Source organism: Streptomyces spiralis (genome assembly GCF_014654675.1).
Classification (GTDB): domain Bacteria; phylum Actinomycetota; class Actinomycetes; order Streptomycetales; family Streptomycetaceae; genus Streptomyces; species Streptomyces spiralis.
Genome location: NZ_BNBC01000047.1, coordinates 20,824 through 33,011, shown reverse-complemented (window position 1 = coordinate 33,011; position 12,188 = coordinate 20,824). Strand labels below are relative to the sequence as shown.

Here is a 12,188-nt window from a genome sequence, read left to right as displayed (position 1 = left end):
CGTTCGACCGTTCAACTCGTGAAGCACCCTCACGGCTTAATTTAGGACGTGAGTTAAACCCTTCGACGGAAGTCCGTCAAGGGTTGCGGCAGGGGGGAATCGGTGGGGGTGGCGAATGCTACGGAGAGTGGGCAACCGGGGGCTGTGAGCGGTGCGTTGGCGTGGGGTCCGGTCCCTCCTCGGGCCGGGGGCCAGTTCCTCCCAGGCCGGGGGCCAGTCTCTCCCCGGTCTGGGCCGGTCCCTCCCGGCCTGGGGGCCGGCCCCTCCCCCGGAGCGGCGGGAGGGACCGGCCCGCCGAGAACCGCCGTCCGGCAGCGGACGTACGGCTATCCGGCGGGCGCCGGGCTCGGGACGGCCCCCGGCGCGGGGGCGTACCCGGCAGGACGGGTGGTGAAGGTGCCCCGGCCCTGGGTACGGCTGCGCAGTCGGGTCGCGTAACCGAAGAGCTCGGCCAGCGGGACGGTGGCGGTGACCACCGCGGTTCCCGCGCGGGCGGCCTGCCCCGAGACCCGGCCACGCCGCGCGGCCAGGTCACCCAGTACGCCGCCCACCGCCTCCTCGGGAACGGTCACCGTGACCTCGACGACCGGCTCCAGCAGACGCATCGCACAGACGCGCAGCGCCTCGCGCAGACCGAGCCTGCCGGCCGTGCGGAAGGCCATCTCCGAGGAGTCCTTGGGATGCGTCGCGCCGTCGGTCAGGGTGACCCGCAGCCCGGTCACCGGATGACCGCCGAGCGGCCCCTCGGCGAGGGCGTCACGGCAGCCGGCCTCGACCGCACGGATGTACTCCTGCGGTACGCGGCCGCCGACGACGACGGACCGGAAGGCGAAGCCGCTGTCGCTGCTCTCCGCGGGCTCGACGGACTCGACGGGCTCGACGGGCTCGACGTCCAGCAGCACGTGGGCGAACTGTCCGGCGCCGCCGTCCTGTTTGACGTGCCGGTAGAGCACGCCGGACACCCCGCGCACCACGGTCTCCCGGAGGGCCACTCGAGGCCGGCCGACGCTGACGTCGATCCCCTGTGCCTGGCGCAGCTTCTCCACGGCCACCTCCAGGTGCAGCTCCCCCATGCCGGAGAGCACGGTCTGACCGGTCTCGGGGTCGGTCCGCACCACCAGGGACGGATCCTCCTCGGTGAGCCGGCCGAGCGCGGAGGCGAGCCGGTCGGCGTCAGCCCTGCGACGAGCCTCCACGGCCACGGAGACCACGGGCTCGGCGACGTTCGGCGGCTCCAGGACGAGCGGAGCACCGGCGTCGCAGAGGGTCGAGCCGGCCCGGGCGGACTTCAGCCCGACCACGGCCACGATGTCCCCGGCGAGCGCGCGTTCGAGCGGAGCGTGGCGGTCGGCCTGCACGCGCAGGATCCGCCCGATGCGCTCGGTAAGGCGTGCGGTCGCGTCCCACACGGTGGCTCCTTTCTCGATCGTTCCGGAACAGACGCGGAGGTAGGTCAGCCGCCCGGTGGCGGTGGCGTTCACCTTAAAGGCGAGCGCGGCGAACGGAGCCGCCGGGTCGGCGGCCCGCTCCTGCTCGGTGCCGTCCCACGTCCCGCGAACGGCGGGCACGTCGAGCGGCGACGGCAGGTAGGCAACGACGGCGTCGAGCAGCGGCTCGATCCCGCGGTTGCGGTAGGCGGAGCCGCACAGCACGACGACACCGTCACCGGTGCGGGTCAGATCGCGCAGCGCGGAGGCGAGGGTGGCGGCGCTGAGCGTCTCCCTCTCGCAGAACTCCTCCAGCGCCGCCGCGTGACGCTCGGCCACGGCCTCCTCCAGCAGCCGGCGCCGAAGCAGGGCTTCGTCACGCAGGCCGTCCGGCACAGGGCGGACCTCGGCCGCTTCGCTCTCTTCGGACCAGACCAGCGCGCGCATGCGCACGAGGTCCACCACGCCGACGAAGCCGTCCTCCGCCCCGATGGGCAGTTGCACGACCAGCGGGGCCGGATGCAACCGTTCCCGGATGGACGCCACGGCGGCGTCGAGATCGGCCCCGGCCCGGTCCATCTTGTTCACGAACGCGATCCGCGGCACCCCGTGCCGGTCGGCCTGCCGCCACACCGACTCGCTCTGCGGCTCCACCCCGGCGACCGCGTCGAACACGGCCACGGCCCCGTCCAGCACCCGCAGCGAACGCTCCACCTCGTCCGCGAAGTCGACGTGCCCGGGGGTGTCGATCAGGTTGATCCAACACCCGTCCCAGGCACAGCTCACGGCCGCGGCGAAGATGGTGATGCCGCGATCCCGTTCCTGGGGATCGAAGTCGGTGACGGTGGTCCCGTCGTGCACCTCACCCCGCTTGTGAGTGGTGCCGGTGGCGTACAGGATCCGCTCCGTGACGGTCGTCTTGCCGGCGTCGACGTGGGCGAGGATGCCCAGGTTGCGGACGGCGGCCAAAGGGTTGGCGGGAACGTTGTCGGTGGTGCGGTTGGTACGCACGGCGCGTGGCCTTTCGATACGACGGGGAAAAGGGCAGCGCGATTCGCCGTGCGAGGGCAGGCGTGGGGGGCGTGAGGGCCTGTAGGCACGCCGGCACACGCACCCGGACACCATCGATACGGGCGGCCGGGCACTCAACCTGTCGTTTGAAGCGAAGTCAGACCCTCGACACGGGCATCCGGTACCGGCCGCGCAGCGGGCACCGGAGCCCCGAGGACACCAGGATCACGTCGAAGCGTGACGGGGGAACGACGACTGCGGTGCGGGCACGCATGGTCGGCTCCCCTCAACTGGTCAGGTGCGCACGCTCGACGCGAGCGGCGCGGTACGAACGAGTCTAGGGAAGCACGAGACGCGAAGCACCGGAATTTGTGATCACGAACTGCCCGCCCTGAAGTCTCCGGTCCCGGCGATGCCTGCGCAGATCCTCCTCCCACGAGGCCTGTGCCTCCTCGGGAGCAGGAACCGGGCGGTCCCGGTGGTCCAGCACGTCGGCGTACAGCGGATGCACCCGGTTTCCTCGTGCGGCCACGAGCGCCGACAGAAGCGGCCGGTCCGAGCACGTCCCGCGGTCCGCCTCGACCAATATCGACACCTTGTCGTCCCGGTGGAGCGCGGGCAGCCGACCGTCCACACGTGCAGGCATCTCACAGCGTCCGTGACGCCCGCTCAACTCCGCGACTTGGACAGTTCATTACGTTCTCTTGTGCCTTCGGGGAGCCGGCCAGAATACTCGGCTTGGCAGGAACACGACGTAACCCGTCGTGTTCCTGCCGTCAATCCTTGCTGACGCCTGAGGAGGCCGTCTTGAGGTTCAAGCGCACCACCTTCGCCACCGCGATAGCGTCCGCCCTGATCGCCGCCGGCGCCCTGGCAGGGCCCGCACAGGCCGCCCCGAGCCCCGCGCAGCAGGCCAAGAGCGCCGCCTCCGCGGTCGACGCGACGGGGATCGAGGGCATCTCCTGGGGCTACGACAAGCAGGGCAGATTGTTCGTGACCGCCGACAGCACGGTCTCGCGCGCCGACCTCGCCACACTCAAGCAGACCGCGGCGCGCTACGGGGACGCGGTGCGCGTCGAACGGACCGCCGGCACCTTCAGCCCGAAGGTCGGTCCCGGCGATGCCATCTGGGGCGTCGGCGGCCGCTATCTGTACCGCTGCTCGCTCGGCTTCAACGTGGTCAAGAACGGGACGTACTACTTCCTGACAGCCGGCCACTGCGCCAAGGACGTCAGCACCTGGTACGCCGACCAGAACCGCAACACCCTCATCGGCAGCAACGTCGGCTACAGCTTCCCGGGTGACGACTACGCCCTGGTGCGCTACGACAACACCTCGCTCAGCCACTCCGGCGGGTACACCGCCGCGGACGCCTACGTGGGCGAGACCGTGACTCGTGACGGCTCCACCACCGGCGTGCACTCCGGCAGGGTCACCGCGCTGAACGCCACCGTCCGCTACAGCAAGGGCGGCGGCACGGTCTACGGCCTGATCCAGACCACGGTGTGCGCCGAGGGCGGCGACTCCGGCGGCCCGCTGTACGACGGCAACAAGGCCATCGGTCTGACCTCCGGAGGCAGCGGCGACTGCACCTCCGGCGGCACCACGTTCTTCCAGCCGGTCACCGAGGCGCTGAGCGCCTATGGGGTCAGCCTGCTCTGAGGCGGCACACATCAGCCCGCGGCCGGAATCGAAACGTTCCGGTTCCGGCCACGGCCCTCGCCGCCGACGGGCGGCGAGGGCCGACGGCACTGTCCCGCGACCGGTCTGAGCACAAAGGTCACCCGCGAGACGCATCGCGACGAGGCGCTGCTCGGGGTACCGCTCCGCGCCCCACGGTGACGGGCCCGCCGGCCACGCCGCGGAGACCGACGAAGCGGCACTGGACGACGTCCACCGGGATGCCCGTCGCGCGGGCCGCGAGGACCGTGTCGGCGGTGCCGCCGCCCCGGCCGCTCGAGCCCTCGCCCTCCCACACGGCGACAACGACCGCGGCCACCGCGCTGTTGAGCGACAGGAAGAACGTGTTGGCCAGGCTCCGGCGTGCACTGACGCGGTCGGCCATCTCCACGCACAGCTCGCACTGCTCGAACACCACCTCCTGGTAGCGCGCGTCGGCTCGGAGCAGTCCGCCGAACCAACGGCGGCGCAGATCACGGTGTCGGCACATCGCACCGGCGGCAACCGGTTCACCGAAGCGGGACCTGCGTCCGCCTCCCGTCCAGCCTCCGGCGCGGCGCCGTGGTGGCACCCGGGGCGGTCGATGTGTGGTGTGTGTGACGAAATCACGAGTCGCTCGTGAAACTTGCGGGAGTTCGAGTGTCGTTCGCCACAGCAGCGATGCAAAGCAACGCGCCCGAGACATAGCGGCGGGGCCCATGATTACGGCCATTCGCGGTGATCAAGGGCCTCATCGGGGCCTGTCACACGTCCGGCACCGGTGAAGCAGTACTCCACACCGGCTGCCCTATGATCGTTGAAGAGTTGATCTCATCGCGCCTGCAACCAGCCTCTGGAAGATCTCGGCGATCACGAACGCCGACACATGAGCGGGCCTCGCAGTGGTGACACGCGTGAAGAAAGGTGAACAGCATGCCCCTCGGGCTGCTCCGACGTCGGCGTTCCCGCAGCGCTTCCGGTGCCGCGTCGGGCCTGTCGGTACCCCTGCCGGCCGGCGCGGGTGCATACGGCTGTGAAGTCGTCGATCCCATGGGACAGCCCATGGGCGGTGCCGAGGTCACGGTGACCGCGGTGGACAGCCACCGCGTCCTCGCCCGTGGCACCACCGATCCGTACGGCCTGTTCATGGCGACGCTGCCGCCGGGCTCCTACAGCGTGATGGCCACCGCGGAGGGACTGACACCCGCGCGCAACAGCGTCGACATAGCCGCCGGAGTCGCCCTCTCCCCCGCGCGCATCGCGCTGCTGCCCGCCCGTCAGCTCGAACTCCCGGCCCCCGGAACCTGGTTGTTCGACCCGCCGCACACCGCGATCCGGTTCATCGCCAAGCATGTGGGCATGGCCCACGTCCACGGCCGTTTCACCCGTTTCGACGGCGGCATCCGCGTCGCACCGGACATGGCCGACTCCCAGGTGTCGGTGCGCATCGACGCCTCCAGCATCGCCACGGGCAACAGGACCCGTGACAACCACCTGCGTTCCGCCGACTTCCTCGACGTCGAGCGCTATCCGTACATCGACTTCGTCAGCAACCGGTTCGTCTACCGCGGCGGCTCCAAGTGGACGCTGCACGGCACGCTCACCATGCACGGCACCAGCCGTTCCGTGGGCCTGGACACGACGTACCTCGGTACGGTGAACGGCGGTTACGAGCAGGAACTGCGCTGCGCGGCACTGGCGAAGGCGGAGCTGCACCGCGAGGACTTCACCCTCAACTGGCGTTCCATGCTGGCCCGCGGCATCGCGGTCGTCGGACCGACCGTGCAACTGGAGCTGGACATCCAGGCGATGTACCGCACCCCCGAGACGCCCACACCGCCGGAGTAGGCTGCGGCCGCTCCTGCGCGCCCAACGGAGAGCTGTGTGGCCGCGCCCCGCCCTGGGGCGCGCTTCGGGAAATCGCGCGGTCGCGCGGAACTTTCCCGCTCCCGTGTGGTGGCACGTACAACCTTCGCACCCGCGTGCGAGTCGATCTCTGTGGCAGCAAGCCATCGGTGGACGGCGCACCCCGCGCCTCCCCCGGCACCCCGCCCCAGGCCACGGCCTCCGACACCCGCCCGCGGAAAGAGCACCATTGATCGACAGTACGACCACGCGGCGGGACGAGTCCGCTCCCGTCCCGCCGGCCACCACCCTCTCGCCCGCAGAGGTACGCGCCGAGCGCCGCCGTGTCATCGAGTCCATCCGCGCACTGCGCCGTCTCCTCGACAGGCGACGCGCCTTCGAACTCGCCGACCGGCGCCGCCTGAACCGGGAGGCACGCGACCGCGACCGCGCCGAGGCGGCACACGGCAAAGCACTGCAGCGCATCCGCGAACGGCAGGTCCGTCAGGAGACCTCACTCAGCCGGCAGCTCGACGGACTGGACGGCAAGCGCGAGAGCCAGGAGAAGCGGGCCCTCGCGGTGCTGCGCCGCGAGTCCATCGAACGCATGCTCGGCAGCACGTATCTCACCGCGAGCCAGGTGAACGGCATCGGCGCCGGCCTCATCCGCGACCTCGCGGCCCAGGGCATCCGGACCGCGGCCGACTTCGACCGCGTCAGCTGGGGCAAGGCGCAGAGCGGCAAGGGCGGCGAGGTCCTGTACATCCACCGCACCAAGGGCGGCAAGGTCCACATCAACGGCATCGGAGAGCACCGGGGCCGGCCGCTCTTGGCGTGGCGCCAGTCCGCGGCGGCCCGCGCCGAGGCCCGCGCCCCGCGTGAGCTGCCGCCGGACGAGCGGCACCGCATCGCCGAGATCATCGAAGCGGAGCGGAAGCGGCTCCAGCAGGAGCTGGCCCAGGCACCGCGCACCGCGGAAGCCGCACGCGCCGAAGCCGTACAGGCGCACGCCGAGGCCCTGGACCGACTGGCCGACGACCACCGGGAGGCGGCGGACCGCGCCGCCGAACGCCGCGCCGAGTTCGACGCGATGGCGGAGCAGTTGCTCGCGCTTCAGGCACAACTTTCAGCGCATATGGACCAGTACGGCGATGCGGGCCGCCGGGTCCGCCGCGCCCAGACCCGCGCGCTGCGCCCGCTCCCGGACGCACCGTCCCTGCCGGCCGTCCCGTCCCCCCGCGGCCCCTCGGACTCCGAACGGCGCACGAGCGCAGCGACGCGCCCGGAAGTCAGCCTGACGCAGGCCGACCCGACCAAGGTCAGCCCGACCAAGGTCAGCCCGACCAAGGTCAGCCCGACCAAGGTCAGCCTGGCGAAGGTCAGCGGGCCGAAGACCGCCTACGGAGCCCGGCCGGAGCCGGTGCCCGGGGTCCGGGCCGGCCTCGGCTGGCTGGTCCCCATCGTCTTCTTCACGATGACCGCGATCGCGGGCGTAGGCGAACAGGACGCGACGGCACCCCTGTGGTTCAGGATCGGCACGCGACTGGTGGCCGCGGCGATCCTCGCCGATCTGCTGCGCCTGTGGATCCCGCGCAGGCGCTGGCGGACAGCGGCTCCCATGCCTCCCGGGACGGGCCCGCTGACCACCGGCACCCTCCTCGCCCTGGCCGCCTCCGGCATGTTCCCGGACCCGGAGTTGTCCACGAATGGAGCCCCGTGGGCGGTGTCCGTCGTATCGGTGTTCTTCCTCGTGGGAGGCGCACTTCTGCGTACGGGGACGGGCAAGGACAAGAGCACCGGCAAGGGCAAGGAGGCGTAGGCGATGCCCTGCCGCATGAGGTCATAGGAAGCTTTTGCCATTTCGAGGAAGTCCCTTGCACCGGCTCCGACCTGCACGACGTCCGTAATGTCCGTTGCAACGGCCGGTCGCTCACGCCATGTTCACCAAGCTGACCCTCCACAGCGTTCTACGCGCGTGGTGTCATGCACGCGTCGTGCTCCGCCAGTGTCAACTCGACTAGGAGTCAAGCATGCTGTGGAAGGTCCTCGGCCGTGCCGGTGTCGCCCTGGCCGCCGGTGCCGCGGTGGTGGCCACCGCCCTCCCCGCGAACGCCGCCGAATACTCCGCGTTCGCCTTCTCGCAGAGCGGCAGCCAGCCCACCGTCTACGACTTCATCAACTCGGCCACCACCACACTCGACATGACCATGTACGAGCTGGAGGACACCACCGCCGTCAACGACCTCATAGCACTGAAGAACAAGGGCGTCACGGTCCGGGTCATCCTGGACCGCCAGCACAAGACCGCCAACAGCTCGGCGTACAACGCCCTGAGCAGCGCGGGTGTCGGTGTGGTGTGGTCGCCGTCCGCCTTCGTCTACACGCACCAGAAGACCATCACGGTGGACGGCGTGAAGTCCCTGATCATGACGGGCAACCTCACCTCGCAGTACTACACGACCAGCCGTGACTACGGCGTGTTCGACGACGACACCCGAGATGTCGCCTCGATCGAGAAGGTGTTCAACGCCGACTACACCGGCACCTCGATCACCCCCACCGACGGTGACCACCTGCTCTGGTCCCCCACCGACTCCCGCAACCGGCTGCTGTCCGTCATCAACGGCGCCACCTCCGAACTCGACGTCGAAGAACTGGAGTTCAGCGACAGCACGGTGGTCAACGCCATCGTGGCCCGGGCCAAGGCGGGCGTGGCCGTGCGGGTGGTACTGGAGAGCCCGTCCAGTTACTCCAGCCAGGTGTCCGCCATCAAGGCGGCGGGCGGCAAGGTCGTCGGCTACTCCGACCCCAACGGCTTCTACATCCACGCCAAGGCGATGGTCGCCGACTACGGCCTGTCCACCCAGAAAGTGGAGGTCGGCTCCATGAACATCAGCAGCAACTCGCTGGACAACAACAGAGAGCTGGGAATCGTCCTCACGGGTACGGGCGTCGCCGAGCCCGTGGCCACCACCGTCGAGACCACCTTCAACAGCGACTACTCGGGCGGCACTCCCGCATGATGGCGAATCGGTGACTCAGCGCCGATGACCTCGCACCCGCGCCGATGCCCACTCCTGCGGCGGTGCCCAGGTGGAGCGGGACCGTGTCCTGCTCCACCTGGGCTTCAGGCTGTGTCACGCGGTGTTGTTGGCCAGGGCCAGCAGGCGGGTGCGGTCGCCGTTGAAGCGGTCGCGGTCCACGTTGCCGGAGATGCCGCTGACGCTGCCGGTGGAGGTGTACTGCCAGACCGTCGCGTACGGGAAGCCGTTCGGGAGGGTGGGGTCCGACGCGGTGGTCCAGCTCGCCACCCAGAGCGGGCTCCTGGCGGACATGCCGCTCCAGCCGCCGGTGCAGGTGTTCCACCAGCTGGGGCTGGTGTAGATGACGACGTCGCGGCCGGTCTTCGACTTGTACGTGTTGTAGAAGTCGAGGATCCACGACTGCATCGCGCTCGCCGACTTGTTGTAGCAGCCGCCCTCGAGGTCGAGCATCCCGGGCAGCGTCAGGTTGTCCCTCGACCAGGCGCCCCCGTTGTTGGCGAAGTAGGTCGCCTGGGTCGCGCCGGTCGAGGCGTCCGGCCGGGCGAAGTGGTACGCGCCCCGGATCACGTTGTTGTTGTAGGCGTTCAGGTAGTTGGTGTTGAACTGGGAGTCCTTGTACGAGGTGCCCTCGGTGGCCTTGATCCAGGCGAACTGGATGCCCGCCGATCTCACCGACGCCCAGTTGATCGTCCCCTGATAGTGCGAGACGTCGATGCCGGGCGGGGGGCTCGTGGCGAAGGACGGGCTCACCACGGCCGTGGTGCTCAGCCGGAGTTGGCGTGTGTCCGGCTTGAAGTCCTTGCTGTCCTGGACGTAGCCGACACCGGCGTATCCCTGGCCGAGCGGGATGGTGTCGCCCGACGGCGCGGGTCCGGCGGAGGCCGTGCCCGCCGTCATGGTCGCTGTCAGGGCGACGCTCGCGCCGAGGACGCCGGCCACGGTCAGAGTGCGGGCACTGCGAATTCGCGAGAACAAGGCTTTCCTCCTGGGCTTCCGGGTGTGGGGTGCGGGGAGGTGCAAGGAGGTACGGGGAGGTGCGGGGAGGTGCGGTTCGTGCGGGTCTACTCGCGTAGCTCCGAGGCCGGCGCTCGTCACCGCGGCTTCGGTGCCGCGTCTGCGGGCAGGGGACGGGGCCGTGGGCGATCCGGGGAGCGCGTCACCGGGGGTGGGGGCTCGGGCGTGCTGGGCGGAGCTGTGCCTGTGCATCGCCGCGACAGGGCTACGCGTGGTGCGTTTGTCGCGGGCACGTCAATAGAAGCAGCCAATACCCCTCGTCCGAAAGGGGTTTCGGGAACCGTCTGTGGTCCAGTCCACTGCCCGACCAGCGGACCTGTGCCGATTCCCGAAGACGCCCCGGAACTTCCGCCGCCTGAAACTCCCTGCGCCCGCCATGCCGCCCTACGGGGCCGCACGCGGGCGCAGCGTCGCAGTCAGCGCCTGTCGGGCAGGATGAGCAGCGCGTCTCCGACGGGGCGTTCACCGGTGGCGTCGGACGGGTGGTTGAGGAGGGTGTGGTCGGCGACCAGGGTGGTCGAGCCGCCGCCGTCGAGGTTCATCGCGTCGCGCAGTCCGAGGGCCTTGGCGACCTCGGCGCTCTCGGTGATGCTGAGCCCGAGTGCGCTGGTGCTGCGTCCGTCGGCGGTGACGAGCACGGTCCGGCCGGCGGCGTCCACGCCGGCCAGTGTGCGCGGGTTGCGCTTGTGCACCCAGCCGTAGTACCAGCTCGGGTCGCCCGGGTGCACCATGCCGTCGGTGGCCGGGGTGACGTGGAGCCGCCCGTCGCGGACCAGTTCGGGGCCGCCGTTCACGATGTCGGTCGTGGGTGAGGGCTTCACCGGGTGCCCGTGCCCGTCCAGCAACGTCGTGCTGATGTGCAGGCGGTGGCCCGCCTGCGCCAGGGCGGTCAGCTCCGCGACGCGCCGTCCGGTCGCCTGTACCGAACTGCCGCCCGCCGGAAGCGGTCCGCCTCGCGGCGAGCGCAGCTGTACGACCCGGCCGTGGGCGTCCAGCACGGCCTCCGCTCCCTCACCCTGCGGCGTGCTCTGCCCGAAGTCGGGGGTGAAGGCCACGAGTTCGTCGGGGTTGGTGCACGTCACGTCGTGCAGCGGCAGCGAGGTCGGGATGTCGTGCTCGCCGCCGCAGTTCCTGATCAGGCCCGGTACCCGGTTGATGCCGGTCAGGCTCAGCGAGGTGTCCGCGTCGGCGACCCGCCCCCGCCAGCTGAACCGGGCGATCTCCGACTGCCGGCCGTTGCCGTGGATCACCAGGCCGGGGCGTCCGTTCACCGGTTCGCTGAGCAGGCGTCCGTCGTACACGCCGACGCCGGCCGGGTCACCCGGCGCGCCCGCGTTGGGGTCGAGGACGAAGAAGCCGGCGTTGACCGCCGCGGTCGCGCCGGCCGTGTTCGACAGCTCGCTGGTCGTCTCGCGGTTCTCCAGGTCGGGGCCGTACGACGCCTCGAGGCCGCCGCGGAACCGGTGCGGGTCGATGGTGAGCACGTCGATGTGCCAGGGGCCCCGGTCCGTGGCATCGCCGTCCCAGCCGGTGTACACGGCGGATCCCGTGTATCCGGCCGTCTTCAGCCGCCCGCGTTCGGCCGTCGCGGCGGACTGCGTGCCGTACCGTCCGACCCGGACCCGCCACCCGAGCGTGCCGCCGGCGAAGTCGGCCGCCTTCGGGGTGGTGACCTGCTCGACCCGGGGGCTGAAGCCGTCCTGCTGCAGCCGGCCGGCCAGTTCGTCGGCGCTCGCCCTGTCCTTCAGGGCGGTCGGCGGGGCGTCGGGGTCCGGTGAGCTTTCACCGCCGGGGATGGACACCTCGACCGTCCAGCCGAGCGCCGGGTCGGACTCTCCGCGCACGATGCGGGTGAGCGTGACACCGGGCTGCAGGGTCGTCGTCGTACGCGTCTCGGTGAGGTCGGAGGGGCCCAGCGGCAGGGCGTCGGGCGGGTAGGCGTTCCGGCCCGGCTGCGGGTTCGGACGTAGGCCGGTTGCGTCCGTGGACGCCTGCGCCGGTGTCACACCGGCCATGACGAGGACGCCGAGTACGCCGAGGACCGCGGGCGCGCCGCACAGTCTCTTCCTCTTCTTCATCAGCTCCGCCTGGAAGGGATGGACGAACGGCCGGGATGAGGCCGTACTGATTCGAGCAGGACAAGAGCGCACGCTGAAGTCCAACATGACAACGCGCCGGGAACGCCGGA

The 12,188-nt window shown here is 70.6% G+C and carries 9 protein-coding genes; 3 read left to right on the top strand and 6 right to left on the bottom strand.

The annotated features are described in order from the left end of the window. Nucleotides 1–326 precede the first annotated feature (326 nt). The gene (gene fusA / locus IE318_RS34960) at nt 327–2,438 is read right to left on the bottom strand and encodes an elongation factor G (RefSeq protein ID WP_229903951.1); all 2,112 of its coding nucleotides are present in this window, start codon (nt 2,436–2,438) and stop codon (nt 327–329) included. A 337-nt stretch (nt 2,439–2,775) separates the two neighbouring features. Beyond that, entirely contained in the window at nt 2,776–3,084 is a 309-nt protein-coding gene (locus IE318_RS34955; protein WP_189906823.1) for a hypothetical protein, read from the bottom strand. A gap of 161 nt (nt 3,085–3,245) precedes the next feature. Between IE318_RS34955 and IE318_RS34950 the strand changes: the two genes are divergently transcribed. Further along, complete coding sequence (locus tag IE318_RS34950; protein WP_189906821.1) at nt 3,246–4,100, top strand: S1 family peptidase; 855 nt, start codon at nt 3,246–3,248, stop codon at nt 4,098–4,100. A 118-nt stretch (nt 4,101–4,218) separates the two neighbouring features. On the opposite strand, the gene IE318_RS45530 is transcribed toward IE318_RS34950, so the two are convergent. Then, a complete protein-coding gene (locus tag IE318_RS45530) occupies nt 4,219–4,608 on the bottom strand; it encodes a RipA family octameric membrane protein (RefSeq protein ID WP_229903950.1) in 390 nt (129 codons plus the stop codon). Nucleotides 4,609–5,030: 422 nt separating this feature from the next. On the opposite strand from IE318_RS45530, the gene IE318_RS34940 reads away from it, so the two are divergent. After that, the gene (locus IE318_RS34940; RefSeq protein WP_189906819.1) at nt 5,031–5,945 is read left to right on the top strand and encodes a YceI family protein; all 915 of its coding nucleotides are present in this window, start codon (nt 5,031–5,033) and stop codon (nt 5,943–5,945) included. Nucleotides 5,946–7,068: 1,123 nt separating this feature from the next. On the opposite strand, the gene IE318_RS46710 is transcribed toward IE318_RS34940, so the two are convergent. Further along, entirely contained in the window at nt 7,069–7,446 is a 378-nt protein-coding gene (locus IE318_RS46710) for a pentapeptide repeat-containing protein (RefSeq protein WP_373311373.1), read from the bottom strand. Between the two features lie 526 nt (nt 7,447–7,972). Here IE318_RS46710 and IE318_RS34930 point away from each other — a divergent pair. Continuing rightward, nucleotides 7,973–8,965 carry a phospholipase D-like domain-containing protein gene (locus IE318_RS34930; RefSeq protein ID WP_189906817.1) on the top strand — a complete coding sequence of 331 codons (993 nt, stop codon included), beginning with the start codon at nt 7,973–7,975 and terminating at the stop codon, nt 8,963–8,965. 114 nt (nt 8,966–9,079) lie between these two features. Here the strand turns inward: IE318_RS34930 and IE318_RS34925 are convergent, their stop codons facing one another. Beyond that, nucleotides 9,080–9,883, bottom strand: coding sequence for a GH25 family lysozyme (locus IE318_RS34925; RefSeq protein ID WP_189906876.1), 804 nt, complete (start codon nt 9,881–9,883; stop codon nt 9,080–9,082). A gap of 533 nt (nt 9,884–10,416) precedes the next feature. Further along, a complete protein-coding gene (locus tag IE318_RS34920) occupies nt 10,417–12,078 on the bottom strand; it encodes a phosphodiester glycosidase family protein (protein ID WP_189906815.1) in 1,662 nt (553 codons plus the stop codon). Nucleotides 12,079–12,188 lie beyond the last annotated feature (110 nt).

Excerpts from the sequence above, each read along its gene's own strand:
- IE318_RS34940 (WP_189906819.1), top strand. The coding sequence starts at position 5,031 with ATGCCCCTCGGGCTGCTCCGACGTCGGCGTTCCCGCAGCGCTTCCGGT.
- IE318_RS34920 (WP_189906815.1), bottom strand. The coding sequence starts at position 12,078 with ATGAAGAAGAGGAAGAGACTGTGCGGCGCGCCCGCGGTCCTCGGCGTA.
- IE318_RS45530 (WP_229903950.1), bottom strand. The coding sequence starts at position 4,608 with ATGTGCCGACACCGTGATCTGCGCCGCCGTTGGTTCGGCGGACTGCTC.
- IE318_RS34955 (WP_189906823.1), bottom strand. The coding sequence starts at position 3,084 with ATGCCTGCACGTGTGGACGGTCGGCTGCCCGCGCTCCACCGGGACGAC.
- IE318_RS34925 (WP_189906876.1), bottom strand. The coding sequence starts at position 9,883 with ATGACGGCGGGCACGGCCTCCGCCGGACCCGCGCCGTCGGGCGACACC.
- IE318_RS34930 (WP_189906817.1), top strand. The coding sequence starts at position 7,973 with ATGCTGTGGAAGGTCCTCGGCCGTGCCGGTGTCGCCCTGGCCGCCGGT.